General features: G+C 61.9%; 21 protein-coding genes and 2 pseudogenes. 12 read left to right on the top strand and 11 right to left on the bottom strand.

Annotated elements, in window-relative coordinates; all coding sequences use genetic code 11:
• Positions 1–21: 21 nt before the first annotated feature.
• Complete coding sequence (speB, locus tag ATY75_RS08955) at positions 22–1,068, bottom strand: agmatinase (protein WP_088937255.1); 1,047 nt, start codon at positions 1,066–1,068, stop codon at positions 22–24.
• 178 nt (positions 1,069–1,246) lie between these two features.
• Here speB and ATY75_RS08950 point away from each other — a divergent pair, with 178 nt between their 5' ends.
• The 6 genes from ATY75_RS08950 (at position 1,247) to ATY75_RS08925 (ending at position 8,393) form a co-directional block, all read left to right on the top strand.
• On the top strand, positions 1,247–1,945 hold the full coding sequence (locus tag ATY75_RS08950) for a GntR family transcriptional regulator (RefSeq protein WP_088937254.1): 699 nt from the start codon (positions 1,247–1,249) through the stop codon (positions 1,943–1,945).
• Between the two features lie 32 nt (positions 1,946–1,977).
• Entirely contained in the window at positions 1,978–2,703 is a 726-nt protein-coding gene (locus ATY75_RS08945; protein WP_088937253.1) for an ABC transporter permease subunit, read from the top strand.
• Positions 2,703–3,401 (top strand): ABC transporter permease subunit, encoded by a 699-nt coding sequence (locus tag ATY75_RS08940; RefSeq protein ID WP_088937252.1) that lies wholly within the window; start codon positions 2,703–2,705, stop codon positions 3,399–3,401. Before ATY75_RS08945 ends, ATY75_RS08940 begins: the two co-directional genes overlap by 1 nt.
• Positions 3,402–3,413: 12 nt before the next feature.
• A complete protein-coding gene (locus ATY75_RS08935; protein WP_088937251.1) occupies positions 3,414–4,217 on the top strand; it encodes an ATP-binding cassette domain-containing protein in 804 nt (267 codons plus the stop codon).
• Positions 4,218–4,396: 179 nt separating this feature from the next.
• Positions 4,397–7,642 carry an adenylate/guanylate cyclase domain-containing protein gene (locus tag ATY75_RS08930; protein WP_088937250.1) on the top strand — a complete coding sequence of 1,082 codons (3,246 nt, stop codon included), beginning with the start codon at positions 4,397–4,399 and terminating at the stop codon, positions 7,640–7,642.
• A 70-nt stretch (positions 7,643–7,712) separates the two neighbouring features.
• Positions 7,713–8,393, top strand: a complete 681-nt coding sequence (locus tag ATY75_RS08925) for a peroxiredoxin-like family protein (RefSeq protein WP_064838496.1) — start codon at positions 7,713–7,715, stop codon at positions 8,391–8,393.
• Positions 8,394–8,410: 17 nt separating this feature from the next.
• Here the strand turns inward: ATY75_RS08925 and ATY75_RS34890 are convergent, their stop codons facing one another.
• Positions 8,411–8,602 (bottom strand): hypothetical protein, encoded by a 192-nt coding sequence (locus ATY75_RS34890; RefSeq protein ID WP_210199550.1) that lies wholly within the window; start codon positions 8,600–8,602, stop codon positions 8,411–8,413.
• Between the two features lie 17 nt (positions 8,603–8,619).
• On the opposite strand from ATY75_RS34890, the pseudogene ATY75_RS08915 reads away from it, so the two are divergent.
• Positions 8,620–8,993, top strand: a pseudogene (locus ATY75_RS08915) (MFS transporter); the annotation flags it as partial.
• A gap of 17 nt (positions 8,994–9,010) precedes the next feature.
• On the opposite strand, the gene ATY75_RS08910 reads toward ATY75_RS08915, so the two are convergent.
• Complete coding sequence (locus ATY75_RS08910) at positions 9,011–11,854, bottom strand: M16 family metallopeptidase (RefSeq protein ID WP_088937263.1); 2,844 nt, start codon at positions 11,852–11,854, stop codon at positions 9,011–9,013.
• Positions 11,855–12,050: 196 nt separating this feature from the next.
• Here ATY75_RS08910 and ATY75_RS08905 point away from each other — a divergent pair, with 196 nt between their 5' ends.
• On the top strand, positions 12,051–13,031 hold the full coding sequence (locus tag ATY75_RS08905) for a substrate-binding domain-containing protein (RefSeq protein ID WP_088937249.1): 981 nt from the start codon (positions 12,051–12,053) through the stop codon (positions 13,029–13,031).
• Positions 13,032–13,097: 66 nt separating this feature from the next.
• On the opposite strand, the gene ATY75_RS08900 is transcribed toward ATY75_RS08905, so the two are convergent.
• The 6 genes from ATY75_RS08900 to ATY75_RS08875 form a co-directional block, all read right to left on the bottom strand.
• Positions 13,098–14,363 carry an ABC transporter substrate-binding protein gene (locus ATY75_RS08900; RefSeq protein WP_088937248.1) on the bottom strand — a complete coding sequence of 422 codons (1,266 nt, stop codon included), beginning with the start codon at positions 14,361–14,363 and terminating at the stop codon, positions 13,098–13,100.
• Positions 14,364–14,389: 26 nt separating this feature from the next.
• Positions 14,390–15,226 carry a carbohydrate ABC transporter permease gene (locus ATY75_RS08895; RefSeq protein WP_088937247.1) on the bottom strand — a complete coding sequence of 279 codons (837 nt, stop codon included), beginning with the start codon at positions 15,224–15,226 and terminating at the stop codon, positions 14,390–14,392.
• A complete protein-coding gene (locus ATY75_RS08890; protein WP_088937246.1) occupies positions 15,223–16,146 on the bottom strand; it encodes a sugar ABC transporter permease in 924 nt (307 codons plus the stop codon). Before ATY75_RS08890 ends, ATY75_RS08895 begins: the two co-directional genes overlap by 4 nt.
• Positions 16,139–17,344 (bottom strand): ABC transporter ATP-binding protein, encoded by a 1,206-nt coding sequence (locus tag ATY75_RS08885; RefSeq protein WP_088937245.1) that lies wholly within the window; start codon positions 17,342–17,344, stop codon positions 16,139–16,141. The genes ATY75_RS08890 and ATY75_RS08885 overlap by 8 nt, the downstream gene beginning before the upstream one ends.
• Positions 17,341–18,171: a metallophosphoesterase gene (locus tag ATY75_RS08880; protein ID WP_088937244.1), complete on the bottom strand. Its 831-nt coding sequence runs from the start codon at positions 18,169–18,171 to the stop codon at positions 17,341–17,343. Before ATY75_RS08880 ends, ATY75_RS08885 begins: the two co-directional genes overlap by 4 nt.
• Positions 18,172–18,359: 188 nt before the next feature.
• Positions 18,360–18,755 carry a hypothetical protein gene (locus ATY75_RS08875; RefSeq protein ID WP_088937243.1) on the bottom strand — a complete coding sequence of 132 codons (396 nt, stop codon included), beginning with the start codon at positions 18,753–18,755 and terminating at the stop codon, positions 18,360–18,362.
• Between the two features lie 210 nt (positions 18,756–18,965).
• On the opposite strand from ATY75_RS08875, the gene ATY75_RS08870 reads away from it, so the two are divergent.
• The 3 genes and pseudogenes from ATY75_RS08870 to ATY75_RS08860 all read left to right on the top strand — a co-directional run bounded on the left by ATY75_RS08870 (position 18,966) and on the right by ATY75_RS08860 (position 20,278).
• Positions 18,966–19,151, top strand: coding sequence for a hypothetical protein (locus ATY75_RS08870; RefSeq protein ID WP_088937242.1), 186 nt, complete (start codon positions 18,966–18,968; stop codon positions 19,149–19,151).
• Positions 19,152–19,566: 415 nt separating this feature from the next.
• Positions 19,567–19,857: pseudogene (locus ATY75_RS08865) on the top strand (calcium-binding protein); the annotation flags it as partial.
• Between the two features lie 127 nt (positions 19,858–19,984).
• Entirely contained in the window at positions 19,985–20,278 is a 294-nt protein-coding gene (locus ATY75_RS08860; protein ID WP_088937241.1) for a hypothetical protein, read from the top strand.
• Here the strand turns inward: ATY75_RS08860 and ATY75_RS08855 are convergent.
• Positions 20,275–22,377 (bottom strand): ATP-binding protein, encoded by a 2,103-nt coding sequence (locus ATY75_RS08855; RefSeq protein ID WP_088937240.1) that lies wholly within the window; start codon positions 22,375–22,377, stop codon positions 20,275–20,277. The genes ATY75_RS08860 and ATY75_RS08855 overlap by 4 nt on opposite strands.
• Complete coding sequence (locus ATY75_RS08850) at positions 22,374–23,114, bottom strand: response regulator transcription factor (RefSeq protein WP_041683629.1); 741 nt, start codon at positions 23,112–23,114, stop codon at positions 22,374–22,376. Before ATY75_RS08850 ends, ATY75_RS08855 begins: the two co-directional genes overlap by 4 nt.
• Positions 23,115–23,349: 235 nt before the next feature.
• Here ATY75_RS08850 and ATY75_RS08845 point away from each other — a divergent pair, with 235 nt between their 5' ends.
• Complete coding sequence (locus ATY75_RS08845) at positions 23,350–24,342, top strand: ABC transporter substrate-binding protein (RefSeq protein WP_088937239.1); 993 nt, start codon at positions 23,350–23,352, stop codon at positions 24,340–24,342.
• Positions 24,343–24,451: the final 109 nt, after the last annotated feature.

Below are 24,451 nucleotides of genomic sequence, written 5' to 3'. Positions count from 1 at the left end.
AGACTCCGCGACGTCCGTTTGTTAGGGCGCGCGAACCTTGATTGCCTCGGCCGCAAGGCAGAGGAGTTCGAACAAAACCTGAGCGGCGATTTGCGCCGTATTCGACGTCGGGTCGTATTGCGGAGCGATCTCGACAACGTCGCCGCCGACAATGTTCAAGCCGATAAGACCGCGCAGAATGCCAAGCGCCTGCGCCGAGGTCAGGCCGCCGACTTCGGGGGTTCCGGTGCCTGGCGCGAATGCGGGATCGAGAGAATCGACGTCGAAGCTGACATAGGTCGGCCCCGCCCCGACGATCTCTCTCGCCTTGGCGATGACGGCGCTGATGCCGAGATCACCGACCTCCTCCGCATGAATGACGGTCATGCCGGATGCATACGAGAATTCCCATAGATATTCGGAATTGCCGCGAATTCCGATCTGGATCGTCCGCCTGGGATCAAGCACACCATCGAGAACCGCCTGGCGAAAGGGTCCGCCATGGTGGAATTTACATCCCTCGAACGAACCGCCCGTGTCGCAATGCGCGTCGATGTGGATCATCCCCACAGGACGATCCCTGCCGACGGCCCTGAGAATCGGAAGGCCGACCGAGTGGTCGCCGCCGACGGCCAGGGGCACGACCCCCGCCTTTATCAACCCGCCGACAAATTCCTCGATATCGTCGTGAGATGCCGCAAGATCGAAGCGGCTTTTGAACGGGACATCGCCGACATCGGCAACACGGGCATGGGCAGTCGGGACGGTCCGCAAGACATGATCGTAAGGGCCAACCCGGTCGACGTTGCGTACGGCTCTTGGCCCGAACCGCGCACCGGATCGGTTTGTCACCCCGAGATCCATCGGAATGCCGAAAAGCGCGATATCTATATCAGCAAAACTGGGTGCGGCGTCCGGTCGATACGGCGCCTTCAGCAATGTCGGGACGCCGCAGTAAGGCGCTTGGCGACGATCGCCCCCGCCGAAGACCAGGTCGGCCACCTTGCGAAACTCCGGATCGAACATCTCACCGCCCGAAGCGTTCGAAAAGCGCTCCCGCAGTTCGTCCAGACTGAGAATCTCCGGCATCGGACCTCCAGATGTTGCGACCAGATCGCGGGCGGCTTTTAAACGCCGGCGAAAAGACGATTGCTTGTTGTAGTCAACATTGTATACATAATCGTATTCCGCTTGATCGAGCAAGAGGGAAAAAGTTATGGTGTCGTTCACCGAGGGGTGAGTGGACCAGAGACGGAAGGGGAATCGATTGGCATCGACCAAGACAGAACAGCGAGGATCGTTGCGTGAGAGCACCTATTCGCAATTGAAGGACCTGATCCTCACCGGCCAGCTTCGCCCCTCCGAGCGCCTTTCGGAGGTGACGCTGGCCAAGCGCTTCGGCGTCAGCCGAACGCCGTTGCGTGAAGCGCTGATGAAGCTGGAAGAAGAAGGGCTTATCGTCGGGCAGCGGAATTTCGGCTACACGGTGACCGATCTCGACGTCACCAAGTTCTGCAATCTGCTGGTCGTTCGCGAAGCGCTCGACGTTTGCGCGGCGCAACTCGCCTGCGAGGTTGCGAGCGAGGAAGACCTCGATCGGCTCCGGGACGTCATTGCCCAGATGGTGGAACTCAAGGATACGACCAACAAGACGCCGTCTGACGCGGCCCGCAACCTCGATCTTGGACTATACATCCATCGCGTCATCGTGGAATCGACCCGAAACGAGGCCCTCGTCAGGGTGACGGATCAAGTTTATCAGCAGCTTCGCCTCGCCCTTTGGCTTGAAGTTCTCTGGGTGGATCTGGAGCACACGGACCTCGACGAACACAGGGCGATCGCGGACGCCATCTGCGCGCGAGACCGGGAGGCGGCGGCGGCGGCAGCGCGAGCGCATGTGCAAAGCTCGCTCAAAAACATGTCGAAGCTCCAGCGCATCTGGGCGCATCGGCGCGCAGCCGACTAACGCAACCCCGATCTTTCACCAAGAGGCCCCGCATGGCACCTATCGACAGTTACCTGGCTCTCGTCGGCTTCGGGCAGACGGGTTGGGGTTGGCTCCTTCTCACTGCAGCGGCCATGACAATCGGCGTATCCGTCTGCGGTTTTCTGGCCGGAACGGTGATCGGTACGATGATCACCTTCATGCAGCTGTCCCGCCACATGGCCATTCGCTGGGTTGCGGATTGTTACACCACCGTTCTGCGCGGCGTTCCGGACCTTCTGGTTATCTATCTTTTCTATTTCGGCGGCAGCGCATTCCTGGGATCCGTCGGCGGGCTGTTCGGCTATCAAGGGTTCATCGGAATGCCGGCATTTCTAACCGGAACCCTGGCGCTCGGCGTGGTTTCGGCGGCCTATCAGGCGGAGGTATTTCGCGGAGCCTACAGATCGGTTGCACGCGGCGAAATCGAAGCCGCCAGCGCCGTCGGCATGCGGCCATGGGCCAAGTTCAGGCGCATCGTCGCCCCACTCGTCCTGCGCTACGCCATTCCGGGTCTCGGAAACACCTGGCAGCTGGTGTTGAAGGAATCGGCATTGGTCTCCGTCACGGGTCTCGTCGAACTCCTGCGCCAATCGCAAATCGCTGCCGGATCGACCCGCCGCCCCTTCGAGTTCTACCTGATGGCGGTTGTTCTCTATCTTGTCATCACCTGGTTCTCGTCAATCCTGTTCAAACGAATGGAAGCTCGAACCACCCAGGGCATAAGGGGGGCGTTGTAATGGATACGGGCTTCCTGTGGGATACGTTTCTCACGCTTCTGAGCGGTTTGCCGCTAACCCTTGAGCTTGCCGTTACGTCCATCTTGGCAGGAAGCATTCTGGCGCTTGCGATTGCGCTCCTGGCCGTCACAGGCGGCGCAGCCGGTCGAACCATCACCAGCGCTTACGTCTTCGTGTTCAGAGGATCGCCCCTGCTCGTCCAGATGTTCCTCATCTACTACGGCCTCGGTCAATTCCGGCATGAACTGCAGGACCTCGGCGTCTGGGGTTTCTTTCGCGAACCCTACTGGTGCGCGGTGCTGGCGCTCACTTTGAACACCGCCGCCTATTGCAGCGAGATTTTCCGTGGCGGCCTGCGGGCCGTCTCCATTGAGGAAATCGAGGCGGCGCGCGCCTGTGGCATGTCGGGCATTCTCTTGTTCAGACGGATCATTCTGCCGATTGCCATCAGGCATGCGCTGCCTGCTTATGGCAACGAGATCATCCTGATGATCAAAGCAACGGCGCTCGCGTCTGTCATCACGCTCATGGAAGTCACCGGCCTGGCTGGAAAATTGATCGCCGACAGCTTCCGCGCTTTCGAGATCTTCATCGTCGCAGGCGCGCTTTACCTTACGATCATTTTCGTCGTCACACGAATGCTCATGATGGTCGATTTCTGGCTTTCGCCTCATACGCGTATGCGGCTGCAATCTTAAACGGGAGTGCGCATGTCTGACAGGGGAACAGTTTTGGCCAGCGACAACAAAGACAAAAGCGCTGCCGTTTCGGTCAAGGATCTTCGCAAATGCTTTGGCCCATTGGAAGTCTTGAAGGGAGTCTCCCTCGAAGCTCATGAAGGAGAGGTGATTTCCATTCTCGGTTCATCCGGGTCCGGAAAATCGACGATGCTCAGATGTCTCAATATGCTCGAAGTCCCCGACAGCGGAGAAATTCGCATCGGCGGCGAGATGTATGCTCTGAAGAAAGCCAGGCATAGAACGGAACCGGCTGACCGCAGGCAAGTCGATCGGATGCGCGAACACATCGGCATGGTATTCCAGAGTTTCAACCTTTGGTCGCACATGACCATCCTGGAGAACGTGATCGAAGCACCGGTGCATGTGCAGAAACGCAACCGCGCGGAATGTATCGCGGAGGCGGAAGCTCTGCTCGAACGGGTCGGTATCGCCGACAAGCGAAACTTTTATCCCGCGCATCTTTCCGGCGGGCAGCAGCAACGAGCTGCGATCGCTCGCGCACTTGCGCAGCGTCCGAGGGTGATGCTGTTTGACGAACCGACTTCGGCGCTTGATCCCGAACTCGTCGGCGAAGTGCTCAAGGTCATGCGTTCCCTTGCTGAGGAAGGCCGGACCATGCTTGTTGTAACCCATGAAATGGCCTTCGCGCGAGACGTGTCCAGCAAAGTGGTGTTTCTTCACAAGGGTGTCGTCGAAGAAACAGGCGCGCCTGCCGAGCTTTTCACGCATCCGAAATCGGAACGGTTCCGGCAGTTCCTGGCAGGGTCGAGGTGACGTCGTTTGACCTCCGACGCGGATCTCAGGTGACCAGATTCTGACGGAGATCGTCGTTCAGCCTGCCTGTTTGATGCTTGCGGGCACGGGGCAACAGGTTCATGCTGGCCCTCAGTTTTGAGGCCCGCCGGTGCGGCCGAGATAGCCGCAGCATATCGGGCTTTCGTGGGACGCGTGCGATGGAGTGCGCAGGCTGCGGTTTCGATATTCAGAGCGGTTTTGCTTTCTGTCCGCGATGCGGCGCAAGGCAACCCCTCTCCTGTGCCGCCTGCGGTTATGCGTGTCAGCCCGATTTTGCCTTCTGCCCCAAATGCGGCGCATCGATCTCAGGTAACGCTCTGCCTGCGCCGAAGCCGATTATCGAGCTGGTGCCGGCAAAATCCGACAGCGATGCCGACCGGCGGCCGGTGACGGTGCTGTTTGCCGATCTCTGCGGCTTCACCACGCTGAGCGAGCAGATCGACCCCGAAATCATGCGGGTGCTGCAGAACGAATTGTTCGAAGAGATGACCCAGGCGGTCGAGGCTTATGGCGGCTTCGTCGACAAGTTTGTCGGCGATGCGCTGCTGGCGCTGTTCGGTGCGCCGGTCGCCCATGAGGACGATCCGGTCCGGGCGCTCAGTGCCGCGCTCGATATGATCCGTCGGGCGACCGAAGTCGGCGATCGCTGGCAGCCGCGCGCCGGCGTGCCGCTGCGTCTGCATATCGGCATCAACAGCGGCCCTGTCGTCACCGGCGGTTTCGGCGCGGTCAGCACAAAATCCTATTCGGTCACCGGCGACACGGTGAACACCGCCCAGCGGCTGCAATCGATGGCCGGCGAAAACGATATCCTCGTCGGGCCACTGACCTATCGCCTCACCCGCCATGCCTTTGCCTTCGACAGTCTCGGCGCGCAGACGCTGCGCGGCAAAAGCGGAAACGTCCTCGTCCATCGGCTGGCAGGGTTGCTGGAAGCGCCGCATACGGCGCGCGGTCTCGAAAGTTTCGGCCTTCAGGCGCCGATGATCGGACGGGATGCCGAGTTGTCGCGGCTGCTGACCTGCCTCGATCTCGCCTGCGGCGGTGCGGCGCAGCTCGTCCGCCTGATCGGCGAAGCCGGGATCGGCAAATCGCGGCTCGTCAATGAATTTGTCGGAACCGCTTGCGATGCGGCCCGTTTCCCGGGCCTTGCCATCCGCAAAGCCACCTGCTCTCCGCTCGGCGAACAATCCTATGGCACGCTCGCCGCGGTGGTGCGCAGCGCTTACGGCATCGGCGAACGGGATGATTTAGACCGGACGCGGCAACTGCTGACAACCGGATTCCGCGCTCTCGATCTCACACAAGAGGATGTCGACGGGCTTTTGCCGCTGTTTCTGCATGTGCTCGGCCTTGGCGATCCCGATGGGGCGTTACGGCACATCGAGCCGGAACAGTTGCGGCGGCAGATCTTCTATGCGGTGCGCACCGTCTTCGAGCGGCGGCTGGCGCAAGGCCCTCTGCTGCTCGTCATCGAGGATCTGCACTGGGCGGACGCCGCCTCGCTGGAAGTGCTCCGTTTCATGATGGATCGGCTGGAGCGGAGCCGGCTGATGCTGCTGGTGATCTACCGGCCGACATCGCAGACCGACCCGCTGAACTCCGATCGCGTCAACGTCACCGTGCAACGTCTTGACCCGCTCTTTGCGGCCGATGGGCAGAAGCTGCTCGCTGCCTTTTTTGGTGAAGGTCATGGCAAGCTGCCGGTCGCGATGCGCAAACGCATCCTCGACCGGGCCGGCGGCAATCCGCTTTTCATCGAAGAAATCCTTCGCGGATTGATCGACATGGGCACGCTGCACCATGACGGTCACCGCTGGCATGTCGCGGCCGACGACACCGATGTCGATATCCCGGTCAATCTGCAGGCGCTGCTGCTTGCCCGCGTCGATCGCCTGCCGCAGGAGATCAGACGCTTGACGCAGGAAGCGGCGGTCGTCGGCCCGAAGTTCGATACCGCCCTGCTCCGCACCGTCACCTCCGACCCGGCCGCAGTCGACGCGGCGCTGGATTATCTCTGCGATGCCAATATCATCGAGGAATTGCGCGGGCCGGATGTGGCCGGGTCGCCGGGCTATCGCTTCAGCCAGACGCTGATGCACGATGTCATCTATCATAATCTGCTGCTGCAGCGGCGCATGGAGCTTCACGGCAGGATCGGCAGGGTTCTGGAACGCCAATATGGTGCCGCACCCGACCGGGCCGAGCATCTGGCGCAACTCGGCCATCATTTCAGCCTGACCGCCGAAAAGGCCAAGGGCGCCGGCTATCTGATGGCGGCGGGCGATCTGGCCCGCAAGACCTACGCCAATGACGATGCCATGCGCCTCTACCATCAGGCTCTTGCCGGCTTCGCCAATGAGCCGGAGGTGACGCCGGAGCAATTGGCGCTGATGGAGCGTCTTGGCGATCTCTGCGGTCCCGCCGGCCGGCGCGATGCTGCCTTGAGCCATTATCAGCGGGCGCTTGCGGTCCACCGCACCAAGGACGATAGGATCGCCGCGGCAAGGATCCTGCGAAAGACCGGCCGTCTGCATCTCGACGCGGGGCGCCGCGACCAGGCGGAGACCCATTGCGCCGCGGCCGAAGCGATGATCGCGACGATCGATGCGCCGGTCGAACATGCGCATCTCCTGCAGGAGCGCGGCCATCTGGCTTTCCGCATGGGCGATCAGGCGGCCGCCGCCGAGTGGGCGACGCAGGCGCTGCAACGGCTGCAGACGCTGCCGGTCGACGGAACGACCGAGGCCGGACGCGAAGCCGCGCGCGCGATGGCGGAGGCCCTGAATACCAAGGGAGCGGCACTGGCGCGGCTCGGGCGCCGACGCGATGCCGTGCAGGAAGTCGAGCGCAGTCTTTCGGTCGCCGAGAAGGCCGATCTGCAAAGTGCGGCGTGCCGCGCCTATTCAAATCTCGGCGTTCTCTACACCATCGTCGATCCGGCCAACGCCATCAAGATCTGCCGGCGCGGGCTGGAGGTCGCTACCCGGATCGGCGATCTCGGCTTCCAGGCGCGCCTCCTCGCCAATCTCGCAGTGTCCTGCTGTACCTTTACCGATCGCTGCGCGGCCGAGGGTGTGCCGGCGGCGGAGAAGGCCGTCGAAATCGACCGGGCGCTCGATCAGCGCGACCATCTCTCCGTGCCCTTGATCGTGCTGGGGCAGATTCACCAATGCCATGGAAAGCCGAAGCTAGCTCGTAAGTATTACGAGGAAGCCCTTGAGGTTGCGAAGGAAATTGACGAACCGCAACTGCTCTTTCCGTGCTATGATGGCTTGGCGACACTGAGCCTCGAGCATGACGACATGGACGAGGCGGAACGGTATTTCACGCTGGCGCAGGATGTGTGCATCCGCCACAACCTCGATCCAGGCACACTCGTCGTCTTGCCGTTCCTCGACTGACCCTCTCATATGCAGCCGCTGGAGATCGGTTAATCCAATCAAGTCAAATAGATAAAAGGAGGAACTAAACATGCAGGAGAACCACTCGGAAAGACCATTGAAGCCCGGCGATCGCGCGCCGAACGTGGTGCTGGATGCGATCACACGCCAGGGCAAGATCGCTATCGACGATTTCCGCGGCCAGAAGCCGGTGTTTGTAGGGTTGTTCCGCGGGCTGCATTGTCCCTTCTGCCGGCGGCAGATCGCCGCCATGTCCGAGCTTACCGACGCATTGCAGGAGAAAGGCATCGAAAGCCTGACGGTCGTGAATACCCCGATCGAGCGCGCCCGCCTCTATTTCCGCTACCACCCGCTTCCCAATCTGCTGGCAGCCTCCGACCCGGAACGGATGTCCCACAGAGCCTTCGGCCTGCCGAGCGTTCAATTCACGGAAGCCGAGAACGACTGGCCGCGCAAGGTCAGCATGAACACGGTGATGTCGATGCGCATCGATATGCCGGGTGAGCTTCCCGAGCCCATGGACCCGATGGCGGCGTCGGAATACCTCGACGAGGTGGACGGCTACGAATTGACCGAGGATGACAATAAGATGATCGCCACCGGCAGAGGCCAGCTTGTCGGCGAATTCCTGCTCGATCGGGATGGCGTCGTGCGCTGGTGCTTCACGGAAGTCGAAGGGACCGGCCGCCATATGTTCGGCGTTCCTGCCCCGCGGGAAGTGATGTCGGCAGCGTCGAATATGGCTGTTTGACGTGAGCGATCCTGCGTTCAGGGATCATTCCTCGGGAATGATCCCGGACGCGAGGCCAGCCAATCGTAAAAGGCCGCTACCTCTTGGCGGCGCAGCGCCTTTGGCGCGGCGACGATGTAGTACGCCCACTTCACCGGCCAGCGGACATCCCGCAACAGATGGACCAGCCTGCCACTGTCGAGTTCCTGCGCTACGAGCGCCTTGCGCACGAGGGCGACGCCCCTCGCTCGGGCGGGTGGCCGAACGCTTCGGCTCGAAGCCGACCACGTCATTCTGCGTCCTGGCCTTCCTTGCCGGCTGCCTGCTGCTGCCGCTGGTCTTCAACGCATGGCTGATCTGACCGCTGATTTTCGTCTGGGGCGGGGTTTCGTTCGGGATCTACACCATGTCGCTGATCCAGCTGGGCGAGCGTTTCACCGGCCCTGCCCTGATCGCCAGGAACGCGGCCTTCGCCTTCGCATGGGGCATTGGCGGTTGACGGGCTCACCCTCGGCGGGAGTGGCGATGCAGCTGATCGGACATCAAGGGCTGCCGTTGTCCCTTGGCCTGCTCAGCTGTGTCCTGGCGGCGTTTCTGATGGCCGGGAGACGGACGGGCTGATGGTCGCGCAAAAGCCGCTATCTTACCGCCGCCGGCAGCACTTCGAATTTCCAGAAGTTTTCCGGGCTGAAATAGGTCTTAGCGAATGCGCGGATATCGCCGGCGGTGACCTTGTCGTAACCGGTTAGATTGTCGCGTATCCGGTCTAGACGACGCGAATCCGTCTGAGCGCCGCGCAAATATTCGATCCAGTATTCGTTGCTCTGCCGCTGATGCTTCAGCGTCTCGACGATCGGTCCCCGGGCGCGTGCGAACTCGTCCGGCGAGACATCCTGCGACCGCAGATCATTGGCGATGTCGTCGACCAGTGCGTAGAAGCGCCCGATCTTTGCCGGCTCGGTCTCGACGTAGAAAAATGCATAGCCATAGCCGGGGATTTCCCGTGAGAGGTTGGCGTCACCCTCCAGGACATAGCTTGCGCCTTCTGTAATGCGAAACTGGTCGATCAGCCGGTTCTGGAAGATCTGAGTGGCGATATTGGCGGTGAAGGACCGCGGCAGATCGGAGAGCAAATCGCCGATCGGAGCGCCAAGGGCGGCGGCCGCGTTATCCGCCCTGCCGCTATGGGTGAGCAAAACGGGCGTCTTGCTGGCAGCGGGAAAACGCACGTCGCCCCAATCTTTGCTCGGCGCCGCCTCCGGGCGCGGCGGCAAAGCGCCGAAGGTTTCCGCTGTCATCCGGATGGCGTCGTCCACCATGACGTCTCCGACGATGGTGATATCGATCGGGCCGTTGGACACCATGGGCCGGAACAGCGCCTCGAAATCTTCCGGCCTGGCAGCGGACAATTGAGCGCGATCGGGGAAGGTCCAGCGCGGATCGCCGGAATGCACGAGACCTGCGAAATCACGGCTGACAATGCCGCCGGGGGTCGCTTGATACTGATCGAGGCCACTCAAATAGGCCTGCTGCACCCGCTTGAATGCCTCGGGCCGGTAGGCGGGATCGGAGGTATATGCAGTCATCAGCTGCAATTGCGTCGCAAGATCTTCAGTCCGCGTGCGACCGTCAAAGTTGAAAGAACCGTCGCCGACCGAGAAGTCGATGCCGACGATGTTGGCCGTCAGCGCTTTCTGGATATCCTGGTAATCCATGGCCTTCACGCCGGACAGCGCGACGGCCGGCGATGCCCAGATCGGGGCGGGACGGTCGTGCGGCAGATCCAGACGGCCGCGGCCGATATCTTCGCGCACCAGCACTTCATTGGCGCGCAGCTTGGTGGGCTTGACGGTAAGGCGCACGCCGTTGGCAAAACGCACCATGGTCAGGCCGAGATCGTCGACGCTGCGGCGTTCGACCACGGCGCCCGGCTCGCCGAAATGGGTGTAGGGCCAGGCGATGTCGGCCGCACTGGATGGCGCCGAGACGGCAACGGCCTTTGAAGCATCATAGGCTTGCCGAACTGCGTCGGCTCCGCCCTGCGGTGATTGGGCCGTCTGCAGCACGACCTGCGGACCGTTGCCGGAGAAGGCATGCCGCAGCGCCTGATTCACCTCGGCCGCCGTAACGCCGTTCGTGATCGTCTCGAACAGCGAAAGGTCATCGGCGGGCGACGTGAAGACCTGATTGTCATCGACGCTGCTGGCCAGCATGGAAGCGATGTCGGTGGTCGTGCGCGTCGCGGCTCCGGCCGCAGCAGCCTGGAGGAACGAGCGATATTCGAGGACTTCACGATCGAGTTCAGCCTGCGCAACGCCGAACTCCTGGATACGCCGCTGTTCCTGGTCGATGGTCGTGAGCGCCGCCTGCCATTTATCCGGCTCGCAATTCGCCACGATCAGGACGATATGCGCCGAATCAAGAAGATCCTGGGAGCCGGCGATCGCGCTGATAAAAGGGGCATCCGCCTTGCTGGCAATGCTGCTCACCCGGCGTTTGAGCACCAACAGGCCCAGATCTTCGATAAGCTGCGTGCGGCGCTTGGCAAAAGTATCAGGCGCGGCGTCATAAGGACGCGTCCAGGCGATCTGTACGCTGGTCATGCCGCCGGGAACAGCGAGGACGTCGGCGCTTTCGCCTTTCGTCTCCAGCGTGCCCGGATCCGGTTTTGACGGTGTCGGACCTACGGCCGTCCAGTCGCCGAAGTGCTGCCGGACTTGGGCTTCCATGGCAGCCGGGTCGATATCGCCCACCACCATCAACGTTGCCCGATCGGGCCGGTAATTGGCCCGGTAATAATCGCGGACGAGGTCCACAGGCGCATTGCTGATGATGTCGGTTTTGCCGATCGGGACGCGGATGGTCGCGCGGCGGCCGGCGAGCAAGGAATTCATGATTCCGAGCCCCGCGCGATATTGCGGCGTATCGCGCAGCCGCTCCTCCGACAGGATGACGCCGCGTTCGCGATCGAACGCTCCGGCATCAAGGGTCAGCTCGCTCGCCGTCTCCCGCATCAGCATCAGGCCGGTCGAAACCGTGTCGGCATCGACCTCGGGAAGATCGAGCGCGTAGACAGTCTCATCATAAGAGGTATGGGCGTTGGTATCAGGCCCAAAGGCCAGGCCCTTGCGCTGCAGGATGCGGATCATCTCGCCTTCGGGGACATGCGTCGAACCCTTGAAGGCCATGTGCTCGAGAAAATGCGCCAGGCCCTGCTGATTGTCGTTTTCCTCGAGGGAGCCGGAGCCGATGCGAAAGCGGATCGCGGCCTGCCCGGGCGGCGTGGCATTGCGCATGATCGCAAACCGCATGCCGTTGGCAAGCATGCCGAAATGGACGTTGGTGTCGGCCTGAATGTCTCTTTGTGTTTGTGGCCAGGACGTGGACAGGGTGTCCGCATAAGCCGACGACGCGCAGCTTGCGACCAGAGCGAGCGTCGCGAGAAACCGCCAGGCGGCGGAGCATTCCATTTTGTGAGACATTCTTGTCCAGGAGATGAGCATGAAAGAGGCTGAGAGGCGTTGATCAGACTATTCCACAGGTTGCATTTTTCTTCAACTTCTATGTGTGCGTGGACGGAAAGCGAAAACGCTGGCGAGCCGCTACACCGCTGTCAGACCAATGTCATCGAAGTCTCCTAAGGGATTGCGCCTCATCTGTCACCAGGAGGCGTTTTCGATGGCGACATTGCAGCAGGTCGCATTCCGGGCCGGATGCTCGCTGGCGACGGCAAGCCGGGTTCTCAACCGCAACGGCCCGGCAAGCGACCTGATGGTGCGCAAGGTGCGCCGTGCCGCCGCGGAACTCGGCTATCGCCCGGCCGGCCCGTCCGCCGGGCGGCTTGGGCGCAGGCCGGTGATCGGCGTGCTGATTCCGAGCATCACCAATCCCGTCTTCGCCTCGTCGCTGTCGAGCATTCAGAACCGCATGCTGGTGGCTGGCCATGGCGTGTTGATCGCCCAGTCGAACTACGATCCGGCGCGGGAGGCCGATGCCGTCGCAGCACTCCTGAACGACCGGCCGACCGGGCTGATTCTCACTGTCTGCGATCCGTCGACCAGCGAGGCGCTGCTGGCCAGGCTGCCACCGACCGTGCTGCTCAACAACCTGCCGACGGCGCAGTTTCCGGCTGCCGTCACCGCCGACAATCGCGGCGCGGGCCGCGATATCGCCACCTTCCTGATCGGCATGGGCCATCGCCGCATTCTTTTTCTCTCCGGCAATTTCGCCGCTTCCGATCGCGCCCGCCTTCGCTACCGGGGCTATCTCGACGCCATGGCCGAGAACGGGCTGACACCGCTAGACGCCATGCAGATCCCCTTCGTCGGCGGCTACGACCAGCTCGATCTCGGCACCGCGATGACCTCGCTTGCGCCGACGGCGATCATCGCCTCCAACGATCTTCTGGCGCTCGGTGTCATCGGCGCGCTGAAGCGCGAGGGGCTGTCGGTGCCGGGGGATGTTTCCGTCTCCGGCTTCGACGGCATCGCCATCGGCCGTCTGATCGATCCGCCGCTGACAACCATCGAAATGCCGGATGCCAGCATGGGGGCGACGGCCGCCTCGCTGCTGCTCGACATGGCGGAGAATGCCGCCCCTGCCCGCCATCTCGACGTCGCCTACTCGCTTCGCCGCGGCGGCACGGTACGCGCCATCTAAACCACCCGGAAATAAAAGGCCGCCGCGCGCTCGGCGTGGCGGCCCTTCTTCTAACGCGGAAAGCGATCAGCTGCGCGGCAGCATGCCATCGACATCAGCGGCTGCGTCGTCGAGCGCTTCCTTCGGTTCGGCCGACTGGTCGACGATGCGCGAGAGGTTGTCGACGATCGTCTGGGTGACCTTGACGCCGTTCGAGCCGGGGAAGGCATACCAGGGGATCATCACCGGCATCTGGCTGAGGCCAGCCTGGAACAGCGGGTTCTGCTTGTAGAAGTCGCCGAGATATTCCGGCGACTTGGCGGCAAGCTCGTTGTTCGGAACATAGCCGGTGCCGGGCACGACGACCGAGGCGCCGTAAGGGCCGGCGGCGAATTTGGCGAACTTCCAGGCGGCGTCCTGCTTGGCGGCGTCATGGGTGAGGATGACGACGGCGTTGCCGCCGGTGGGAAGACGGCCGTTCACCGGATCGATTAGCGGAATCTTGGCGGTGCGCAGATCGAACTTGTCGCCGACATTCTTGATCGTGTTGCGCAGTGCGCCTGTGGTCTGGAACTCGAAACCGACCTTGCCGGCTGCGAAGGCCTGCTCCCCGGCAGGCTTGGTGAAGACCGGCATGCCGCCTTCGGTGACGAGGCGATGCAGGACCTCGACGGCCTTCTGGCCTTCCGGACCGTTGAAGGCGACCTTGCTTTCATCGTCGCTCAACATCTTGCCGCCGGCGCCGAAGAGCAGAGCCGAAAACATCCAGTCGTCGCCCTGCCAGCGGAAATCGATGCCGTCGACGCCGTTGCCGAGCGCCTTGATCTTGCCGCCGAGGGCGATGACCTCGTCCCAGGTCTTCGGCGGATTGTCGGGATCGCCGCCAGCTGCCTTCACGAGATCGGCGTTGTAATACATGATCGGATTGGAGGTGGCGAAAGCGAGGCCCACCTGCTTGCCCTTGACCTGTGCGAGCTTCAGGATGGTGTCGGAGAAGCCCTGCTCGGTCATGTTGCCGTCCTTCTGGACGAGCGGGCCGAGGTCGACGGCGACATCGCGTTCGTCGAGCATGCGCAGGCGGTTCAGGCCGATGAAGGTGATATCGGGCATTTCGCTGGTGCCGACCTGGCGAAGGATCGTCTGGATGCCTTCTTCATAGGTCGCCGAGGGGCTGGCGAACTGAATCTTGATATCGGGGTTCTCAGCCATGAACTTCTTCGAGATCGTGTCCATCACGTCCTTGAAGAAACCCGGCATCGGGTAATGAACCGTCAGCGTCGTCTCGGCATGCGCGGGAAGCGCGATTGCCATCGATACGGCCGCTGCGGCGAGCAGCTGGGTGATAAGTTTCATCGCTCATTCTCCTGAGTTGAAACCGGTCAGCCTTTGAGACCGGTCATGGTGATGCCCTCGACGAACCGCTTCTGCGCAAGCAGGAAGGCGGCGACGAGAGGAAGGGTAATGATCAGGGTCGCCGCCATCAGTGCGCCGTAGTCGTCGCCGGCCTCGGCGGCGCGGAAATACATCAGCCCAAGCGGCGGCGTGGCATAGTCCTGCTTGCTGATGACGATCAGCGGCCAGTAGAGATCGTTCCAATGGGCGACGACCGAGAAGATGGCGAAGGCGGTGACCGCCGGCCAGGCATTCGGCACGATGACGCGGGCGACGATGCCGAGCTCCGACATGCCGTCGAGACGGGCGGCATGGATGAGATCATCCGGCATGGCGCGGAAGAACTGCAGGAACATGAAGATCGCGAAAACCGAAATGGTGAAGGGCGCGACAAGAGCAGCATAGCTGTTGAGCAGCGAAGCGCGGTCGAAGGCGACATAGAGCGGCAGCGCGGTCGCGTGGATCGGCACGAGAAGGCCGAGCATAACCAGCACCATCATGGCCCGCGCCGCGCCGAAACGCAGTTTCGCCATGGCATAGGCGCAGGGGATGGCCACCAGCACCTGAAAGAGGAAGATCAGCCCGCAGACGACGACACCGTTCCACAACAACCGCGCCATCGGCACGCGGCTCAAGGCCTTGGCGAAATTCTCGACATAGGCGAGATGCGCCGGGATGAGCGACAGCGACGAGGTGAAGATGTCGCTCTGCGTCTTGCCGGCCGCCGAGATCATGAAGACGTAGGGCGCGAGAAAAACGATCGCCCCGAGGGAAAGCAGGCTGAGGCGGATGACCCTGCCGAGGGAAAAAGCGCTCGTCATCATGTGTAATGCACCCGGCGGTCGAGAATGCGGTACTGCAGGAACATCAGCACGACGAGGATTAGCAGGAAGACCACCGTCATCGCCGAGGCATAACCGACGCGCAGATAGACGAAGCCTTCCTGGTAGATCGTGAAGAGCAGCACCTCAGACGCCTTGTTTGGGCCGCCCTCGGTCAGCGTCTTCACCGTCTCGAAGACCTTGACCGCATTGGTGATGCTGATGGTGATGACGAAGAGCGTCGTCGGCCCGAGCATCGGCCAGGTCACCAGCAGGAAGCGGTCGAAGGCAGATCGGGCGCCGTCCACTTCGGCGGCCGCGTAAAGCTCACGCGGGATTGCCGTCAGCCCGGCCAGGAACAGCACCATGTTGAAGCCGGCCGATTGCCAGACGCCAATGATCGACAGGCTGTATAGAACCGTGCCGGAGCTGCCCAACCAGTTCGGACCGGGCAGACCGACGAGCGCCAGCAGCGCATTGATCGGGCCGATCGTCGGGTGGAACATATATTGCCAGACGGTCGCCATGGCGACGATGAGCGAGGCGACCGGCAGGAAATAGGCAGTGCGGAAGACGCTGCGGGCGGCGGTCTCGCTTTCGATCAGCATGGCGATGCCGAGGCCGAGCAGGATCGAGACGGGCGCGACGATCGCCGTATAGACCGTGGTATTCCACAGCGACTTGCGAAAGGTGCGGTCGGTAATCAGGTGAGCATAATTCTCGAAGCCGACGAAACGGAACTTGCCGTAGCCGAGTTCGAAATCGGTAAAGCCGAGCACGACGACAGCGGCGACCGGCAAAAGCACGAAAAGAAACAGCAGGATCATTGCCGGCAGCACCAGCATCCAGGCGATGCGGGCCTCGCTGCGCCGATGCGCAGCGGCGGAATCATGCGGCACGGCCATGGAGACGATGCTAGCCATGCGCCCTCTCCCGTGCGGCATCGCTAATAGCGAGCCCGGCATTGCCAGTGGCGAGCCCGGCATCAGCGGCTGCGACGCTGCCGGCCAGCCGGCTGCCATCCTCGGCAAAGATCAGCGTGCGGCCGGGCGACATCCGAAGCCCCACGGCATCGCCGGTCGCAAGCCCCGAGGCGTCGGACGGTTGAACCTTGGCGACGACCGTCTCGCCGACCGCATCGAGCCGGCAATGGATGATGACCTCGGATCCCAGGAACTCGACGCGTTGGATATGGGCGGCAAGGCCGTCATGCCGGTTCCTGGACAGGAAGACGAATTCGGGACGGATGGCGAAGGTGACCGGCATCTTCCTGTCCGGTGCATTTTCAAGTGTCAGGCGTAAACCGCCGAAAGCAACGACGCCGCCTTCGGCAGCAGCCGGCAGCAGATTGATGCGCGGCTGGCCGATGAAGCGGGCAACCTCGATATGGGCGGGGTCGTCGTAGATGACCTCGGGGCTGGCGATCTGCAGCAACCGGCCGCCCATCATCACGGCGACGCGGTCGGCCATCGACAGCGCCTCCGCCTGGTCATGGGTGACGTAGAGTGTCGGCACGCCGGCGCGCCGATGCAGGTCGACAATCTCGCCGCGGGCATGGACACGCAGGTTGGCGTCGAGATTGGAGAGCGGCTCGTCCATCAGGAAGACGTTCGGCTGGCGCACCATGGCGCGGGCGAGCGCCACGCGCTGACGCTGGCCGCCCGACATCTGGCCGGGCTTGCGGTCGAGCAGGTGGTCAATCTTCAGCGATTTCGCCATTTTCCTGACATCGCGGGCGATCGCAGCACGGGTGGCGCGCTGGCCCGGCATCAGGGATCCCAGGAAGGGCAACCGCTGCGTCCTAGACAGCCGGCGCATCGCCAGCGGCACGGCGATATTCTGAGACCCCGTCAGATGCGGATAAAGCGCGTAGGACTGAAAGACCATGGCGATGTTGCGATCGGCGGCCGCCACGCCGGACATGTCTCGGCCGCCGATCAGAATCTCGCCGCGGTCGGCGTGATCGAGGCCAGCAAGGACACGCAAGAGCGTGCTCTTGCCGCAGCCGGAGGGGCCGACCAGCGCGATGAATTCGCCGGCCTCGACATCGAGGCTGACGCCATTGAGGATCTGGTTGCCGCCGAAAGCTTTGGTGATGCCGCGAAGCGAGAGGGCGCTCATTCGGCAGCTTCCCGCTGCTTCACCGCTTGCGGATAGACCTCGTGTACGACCTCGTCGAGCACATAGGCGGTCATGCCGGGTACGGCGACGATCGTGCTGTCGACCGACGCGTCGAATTCATGGACGACGGCGCCGATCAGGCGCTCGCCCGGCATCTCCCGCTCCATCTTGTCGATGATGAAGGCGGCCGACGGCCCCCAGGTCAACGCAGTATTGTCGAAACGACCCTGCCAGGCCCAGTGAAGGTGGCCGCTGGCAAACAGCGCCACGTCATGGGCGGCGATCAGATCATAGAGCCGCCGGCGCTGAGCCGGGCGAATGCTCCAGTAGCCGGTATCGCCTTCATCCGGCGCATCGACGAACAGCGGCTTGTGCGCGAAGAGAGCCACGCGTCGCCCTGCCCTGTCCTCGAGCGCCTTGGCGAGCCATTCGAACTGGGCCTCTTCCTCCTCATCCTCATGGCCGAGAAGCAGCGAATTCAAGCCGATGAGGCGCCAGCCGGCCGCATCCTCCAGCCAGCGATCGTCACCGGCAAGGCTGCGCCAGCGGGCCAGCCGCTCACGATTGACGGGCTGGTCGGATCCCTTGAGATGGCCGACATCGTGATTGCCGGGGACGATCAGCATCGGGATCGACGCCTGGCGCATCAGATCCATCGAGAAGGTGATGTCCTCGTCCTTGTCGGCGCCATCGACGGTGAGATCGCCGGTGTGGATGATCAGATCGGCGCCGGTTGCTTCGATCCAGCTCAGAAGCGGCGCCCAGTTGCCGTTGAAATGCGGCTTGTTGGGGCTGAAATGGGTGTCGGTGATCTGAATGATTTTCATGGGCGCGCGTCTCCGAGACCTGGGACGCGCGTCGTGCGCAGTCCCTTCTCGGGCCCTCAATAGAAGGCTCGCATGTCAATCAGACACCTGATGTCTTCAGCTGCTTTTCAGTTTTGACATCAATTTGTCATGCAAGAAGAAGGCTGCCGCGGGCACGGGCAGCCTTTTTGAATTCTGAACCAGTGCGATCAGTGCCTTGGCGCGTTGGCGGGAATGGACGATACCGTGGCCGAGACGGGATCGCTCGCCGGAAACGAGTCCTCCAGGCCTTCGTTCAACTCCTCCTCCAGCACTTCGCTATCGTGAGTCGAGCGCGCGCTCGGCTGGGCGATCAGGCCCTTGCTGCCTTCGTCGAAATTGCCGTTGCTCAAGGCATCGTAACGGTTGATGCTGCCATCCGTCTCCCCGCCGGCAAAGCTGGTGAGCTGGACCATCATCACCTTGGCGTGGTCGACGGCCGTGGAATGGTCGAGTTCGCCGTGAGAGTTGTCGATCCTGACGGAGATCGATTCTCCTCCCTCGCCCAAAAACTCGACAGTGAAGACGTCACCGGCCTGTGTCACTCGCGTATCGATCAACTGCATGGAAACCTCCTGTGGTCATCGATATCAACGGCAATCACGCTCCGTGAGTTCCACGGGCAAGGCCATTCAGCGCTCACATGTGCGGCTCAGACGTTGGCACGCACTGCGCTTCTCCGTGGCGCTTATGGTTAATTTATTAATAATTCAGAGTTTACAAAGGGAACGAAGCGGCCTTTCCGACTGTTGATGGTGCGCCGCGGAGGAACCCCGATGATCCTGAAAATCCTTGCTCGCAAGATCGACCCCGATTGCCATGATACCGGCACCTATCCCGATGGGATCTTTGCCGAAAACCGGATCGATCTTTCCATCCGCGACGGCCGTCGCCGCTCGCCGCATGAGCGCGACTACGGTGCCGACAGGAAACTGGACAAGCTGCCGCTCGGCCTTGCCTGACCGCTCCTGCCTACCATTAAAGCCTGCGGAAGACCGGCATGCCTGGCGCAGGCAATACGGCGTTCAGCGCTCCTGCCGTGGCTTTAATCTTCTCGCCGCGATTGCCGATGTTCCAGCCGCCATATCGGGCGGCGCATCATATCCGCCTTCGTCCCGGGAAGGCCGCGTTGCGACGGTCGCCGTCTCACCCGGGCATGATCTGCCGGTTGAATAGGAGAATACAAGCAAAGATTGATAGTCGCATCACATAAGGATCGAACCGAAACGAGCCACATTCAGGTCAATATATGATGGTTAACCGACAGCCCTAGACCGGCCGCCATCATGTATTAAACCGAATTGGCGCTCGGAGATGGGGATGTATTCCTACGGCCAATTCCCTCGTGAACCGGGAGAAAAACTTATGGCTCAAACCGTTAGAATAAACGATATCAGCGTCGACAGGATCCAGGATTTTTCCTCTGCGGCTGAAGACAAGCTGCTGCTCGACCATTCGATTTTCGCCGCGCTCAGCCTATCCGAATTTTCCGATGAGAATTTCGTTCTCGGCACGAAAGCGCTCGAGGCGAATGACAAGCTGATTTACGATCAGGCGAGCGGCATGTCGTCTTTTGACGCGGATGGGAGTGCGGCGGGCACGGCCATCCCGGTCGCGGATCTCGATAATTCCGCCGCACTTCACTTCAACGATTTCCTGCTGATCTGACTTGGAGAGGCCCCGCTGCACTTCGGCGGCGGGCGGGCGCACCACGCGCTTTTCCAGGCTCCTCTTGCCGGCATCACATTGCCGGCCACATTCTCCGTTGACGCCACTCGCAACAGCGGAGAAGCCCTTGCCCTGGATTGCCTATATCGCCCATTTCATCGCAGCCGCCTTTCTGACCAACGGCATCCCGCATTTCGTCAACGGCGTCAGCGGCCGGCGCTTCCGCACGCCATTCGCAATGCCCAGTTCGCCGACGGCGAATGTCGTCTGGGGCTGGGCGAATTTCCTTATTGCCTTCCTGCTGTTTGCCAATATCGGGCCGCTCTATATCGGCACGCCGGGCGATACGATCTTCGTGGCGGCCGGCATGCTCGTCACCGGCACCCTGCTCGCCCGGATTTTCGGCGGCGATGCGAATTAGCGCAAATCTGTGGGGAAGCTCAGCTTGACGGTCGTTCCGTGGCCGGGAGAGGAATAGATGGATGCCTCTCCACCGCTCTGACGGACGAAGCCGTAAACCATGGCCAGACCAAGCCCTGCTCCACCATGTCCGCCTCGTGTGGTGAAATAGGGTTCGAAAGCCTTGTCTACGACCTCTGGTGTCATGCCGATGCCGCTGTCGGTCACCGAGATCAGCAAGGTGTTTCCCTTTGCCGTTGCACCGATAATGATGACGCCTCCCGTCGGCATCGCTGCCGACGCGTTGAGACAGAGGTTCAGAACGGATTGCTCCAAAAGGGCCGCGTCGAGCGATACGACCGGCAGGCCGGCATCCAGTTCCAGCTTGATGTGGCACTTTGCGCCGACAGCGATCTCCAGGATATCGGCCATTCCGCGAAGGAGGCTGGCGACATCCACGGCGCTTGGATAGAACGGCTGCTGGCTGCCGATCGACAGCATGCTGCCGGCCAGCGACCGTCCTCGCTCGGCAGCCTTGCGAATTCGCGCAATGTTGCGTTTCTGCCGATCGTTGAAGCCGGTTTCACGCTCGAGAAGGCCGAGGCTGCCGGTGATGATCCCGATCATGTTGCCGACTTCGTGGCTCACCTGATGCGTCATGCGCATAATGCCGTCCAGTCGCTGAACCTTTGCCGCTTCCGCCTCCTGTCGATCCATCAACGTGACGTCGCGTGCCAGAAGAACGATGCCGCCCTCCGGCTGTCGTGACATGGAGATCTCGATCACCCGCTGGTCGCTGGTGCGATGGCGGACGACTGCACGTTCCAGCAGGGCGCCGCGCTCCGGATCGGAGGGCAGCAAAGCGGGATCGATCTCCGGCACCGGCTCGACAAACCGGCGCAGCGGCAATTTGCGCGCGGAACCCGAATGGCCGAACAGTTCGATGATCCGCCTGTTCATGGTGATCGGTCGCCCCATCCTGTCGAAAAGCGCAATCCCCTCGTTCATATTGCGAAAGGTTGAACGGATGGTGCGAGCGGCGGCTTCTGCCGTGCGTCTCAATCGAGACACGCGATCCACGCTGTCCTTGAAGGCGCGGAAGGCGTCCAGCAGACGCACAAGCTCGGTTTCATTTCCACGGTAGGCTGGCGGACCCACTTCGTTTTCGCCCTTGGCGAGCGCATTCATGCCGTTCGACAGCGCCACGATGCCCCGTGACACACGCATGACCGACCGGATGGAGAAAATTGCCATCACGAGCACGAGCAGGAAAGCCAAGGCCACGGTTACCAGCAGTCGGCTCAAGGCATCGGAGGTCGAAAGCAGATCGTCGTTCAGCTGGCGTGCAACTGCATCGCTTTGCGTCTCCGTTGCATGGGAGAGGTCGCGTGAGACAGCATGCAGCTTTGCGACCGCCGCCCGGATCGCGAACATGTTCAAGAGGTATCGTGTCTGAGCTTCGAATACACGCTCATACGGCTGGAGCTCGGCAGGCGAAATCCTCAAATCGGCCGCGGTTTTCCCCTGCGCGGCCGTCGTATCCGCCACGTATCGTCTGCGAAGTTCACCGAGCTGGAAAAGACTGTCGGAGGTGGAAGCCGCTTGCACGATTCCATTCACTTGACGGCGCAGCTCGTGATCGACGATGCCTTTGCCGGTCGCCACCTCCCCCAGCGCCGCGGCCGCTTTAGCCTTGTGATTCTGTGCAGCGTCGGCGTCCCTGGCAAGCACAAGCGTCTGTGTCCTGATAAGATCGAGAAGCTCAACCATCCTCGGGCTCGCAAAGCCGCGGGCAGCCTGGTCTGCTCCGTGAGGCGCGGCCGTCTTCAGCAGGCTGTCGACCTGCAGCACGACAGCGCGGCTCTCGCTCGCCACCCGGTATGGCGAGGTCGAGTTCATCAGGAAGGGCGCGCTCGACACCAGATCGGAGACTTGCCGGGAAACGAGCGAGGCCTTGGCGAGGCTCGTGAAGGCCTGCAGGCCGTAAGCTGCCATCTCGTCACGGGCGCGCTGCAGCCCGTAGATCGCGATCGCCGACAGGCTGAACACCAGAAAGCAGATAAACGCAATCGCGAACGGCAGGCGAAAGGCAATGGAAGACAGAAAGGAGCGGCTGATCACGCGGACGGCTCGCCGTCGCCGGTGTGCAGGACATAGCCCTTTCCGCGTCGTGTCTTGATATGGCGTGGGAGGTCGGGATTGCGTTCGATTTTCCGCCGGAGCCGCAGAACCAGGACGTCGACGTTGCGGTCGATGTAGCGATCGCTTTCCGAGCCAAGCCGATCGAGGATCTGCGCCCGGCTCACCGGCTGGTTGGGGGTCTGCGCAAGGATTTCAAGCAGGGCGAATTCGGCCGTCGTCAGCGTTTTGCTGCGGTCGGCGAGGCAGACGGCTTGCCGGCCCATCAGGTCGATGGCCCAATCGCCAAGCAGCAGAGAGGGACGTTCGTGCTCCCGCTCACTCTCCTTTTCCTGTTTCAGCGACGGCACGGTTCGCCGCAAGACAGCTTTGATGCGGGCCGTCAGTTCGATCGGTTCGAACGGCTTGACGACATAGTCATCCGCAGCAGTTTCCAGGCCGAGAACACGATCGGCGGCACTGCCGGCTGCCGTCACCATGACGATACCGATATTGGCCTCCGACCGCAGTTTTTGGGCGAAAGCCCGGCCGGATGTCCGCGGCAGGTTGTGATCGACCAGCACCAGATGCATCTGCTCTCGTGCCAGGATATCGGTCGCCTCCTCGGCTGATCCCGCGCAGGTCGGAATCCACCCCTCGGCCTCGACGAGATCGGAGATAAGTTCCGCCATATCCGGATCGTCCTCGACGATCAGAATTCGAACCTTCTGATTCAGCACCGCTTGATCCTCCCGGCGCCATCATAGGCATGCTGCCGCCAATGTTCAAAGACACTCTGATGATGAGGTTTGTCACATTTGTAATGAATGTAACGTCGCTCCGCCCGGCGATGAAAAATCGGTAACCATTCTTCGATTGCGGCGACGCGAAGATCTGACATGCTGGCTGTGGAGATTGGAACGGGAGGTTCCAAGGGAGGCTTGCGTGAGGATATTGACCGCTTTTGCTGCGGGCATGGCTTTCTGGCTGTGCGGCGCAAGCCAAGGCATGAGCGAGGCGCGATTGAACGTCCTGTGCGGCGTCGACGAAGCCTGGTGCATGGCCATGGAAAAAGCGTTCGAAACCCGCGCGGGTATCGATATCTCGATGGTTCGCAAGAGCACCGGTGACATACTCGATCAGATCCGTGCCGAAAAATCCCATCCGACAGTGGATGTCTGGTGGGGTGGAACCGGTGATGCCCATCTGCAGGCTGCGTCAGAGGACTTGCTCGATCGATATCAGCCCGACCATGAACACGATATGCTGCCTTGGGCGCAGAACTTTTTTGCTATGTCCGGCTCCCGGTCGGCCGCCATATATGCGGGGGCTTTGGGTTTCGCCTACAATTCCGATCTGCTCGCAGCCCTGAAGCTTCCGGCCCCCACCTGCTGGCAGGACCTGACGAAAGAGGCCTATCGCGGCCATATCCAGTCCGGCAATCCGAATTCCTCCGGAACCGCTTTCACAATGCTGGCCACACTCGTGCAGCTCCTCGGCGAAGAGGAGGCGTTCCGTTACATGGCCGCGCTCAACCGCAATATCGTCGAGTATACCCGGTCCGGCTCGGCGCCGGTAAAGGCTGCCGCCCGCGGTGAAATCCTGATCGGCATTTCGTTCATGCATGACGCGGTAACCCTGAAGGAAGCGGGCGCGCCGCTGGTCATCGTCGCTCCCTGCGAAGGAACGGGCTACGAAATCGGCGCGGTCAGCATCGTCAAGGGTAGCCGCAATGCCAGGGCCGCCCAGGCATTCGTCGATTTCGCCCTCAGTCCCGAAGGCCAGGCGACAGGCGCTGCGGCCGGCCAGAACCAGGTTCCGTCGAACGCCAAAGCGGCTCTGCCGCCGGCTGCGCCCGACATCACCATGATCAAGATGGTGGATTATGACTTTGCAACATTCGGCCTGTCCGACGAGCGAAGTCGGCTGTTGAGCCGTTTCGACACCGAGATCTCACCGACCCAATAGGCCGGGATCCGACTTCCATCCGACATTTGACACACGGTGCGATCGACGCGCCGCGACGGGCAGCGCTTGTGCCGCTGACCCAACACCCACTCAGACGCAAGCAACAGGA

The sequence above is a fragment of the Rhizobium sp. N122 genome (assembly GCF_002211295.1).
Classification (GTDB): domain Bacteria; phylum Pseudomonadota; class Alphaproteobacteria; order Rhizobiales; family Rhizobiaceae; genus Rhizobium.
Note: the sequence above shows the minus strand (reverse complement) of the source record. Positions and strands in the feature narration are given on the sequence as shown.

Bases quoted from the DNA above. Each gene is read 5' to 3' on its own strand.
- speB (WP_088937255.1), bottom strand. From the start codon at position 1,068: ATGCCGGAGATTCTCAGTCTGGACGAACTGCGGGAGCGCTTTTCGAAC.
- ATY75_RS08945 (WP_088937253.1), top strand. From the start codon at position 1,978: ATGGCACCTATCGACAGTTACCTGGCTCTCGTCGGCTTCGGGCAGACG.
- ATY75_RS08940 (WP_088937252.1), top strand. From the start codon at position 2,703: ATGGATACGGGCTTCCTGTGGGATACGTTTCTCACGCTTCTGAGCGGT.
- ATY75_RS08935 (WP_088937251.1), top strand. From the start codon at position 3,414: ATGTCTGACAGGGGAACAGTTTTGGCCAGCGACAACAAAGACAAAAGC.
- ATY75_RS08930 (WP_088937250.1), top strand. From the start codon at position 4,397: ATGGAGTGCGCAGGCTGCGGTTTCGATATTCAGAGCGGTTTTGCTTTC.
- ATY75_RS08925 (WP_064838496.1), top strand. From the start codon at position 7,713: ATGCAGGAGAACCACTCGGAAAGACCATTGAAGCCCGGCGATCGCGCG.
- ATY75_RS08910 (WP_088937263.1), bottom strand. From the start codon at position 11,854: ATGTCTCACAAAATGGAATGCTCCGCCGCCTGGCGGTTTCTCGCGACG.
- ATY75_RS08905 (WP_088937249.1), top strand. From the start codon at position 12,051: ATGGCGACATTGCAGCAGGTCGCATTCCGGGCCGGATGCTCGCTGGCG.
- ATY75_RS08900 (WP_088937248.1), bottom strand. From the start codon at position 14,363: ATGAAACTTATCACCCAGCTGCTCGCCGCAGCGGCCGTATCGATGGCA.
- ATY75_RS08895 (WP_088937247.1), bottom strand. From the start codon at position 15,226: ATGATGACGAGCGCTTTTTCCCTCGGCAGGGTCATCCGCCTCAGCCTG.
- ATY75_RS08890 (WP_088937246.1), bottom strand. From the start codon at position 16,146: ATGGCTAGCATCGTCTCCATGGCCGTGCCGCATGATTCCGCCGCTGCG.
- ATY75_RS08885 (WP_088937245.1), bottom strand. From the start codon at position 17,344: ATGAGCGCCCTCTCGCTTCGCGGCATCACCAAAGCTTTCGGCGGCAAC.
- ATY75_RS08880 (WP_088937244.1), bottom strand. From the start codon at position 18,171: ATGAAAATCATTCAGATCACCGACACCCATTTCAGCCCCAACAAGCCG.
- ATY75_RS08875 (WP_088937243.1), bottom strand. From the start codon at position 18,755: ATGCAGTTGATCGATACGCGAGTGACACAGGCCGGTGACGTCTTCACT.
- ATY75_RS08870 (WP_088937242.1), top strand. From the start codon at position 18,966: ATGATCCTGAAAATCCTTGCTCGCAAGATCGACCCCGATTGCCATGAT.
- ATY75_RS08845 (WP_088937239.1), top strand. From the start codon at position 23,350: ATGGCTTTCTGGCTGTGCGGCGCAAGCCAAGGCATGAGCGAGGCGCGA.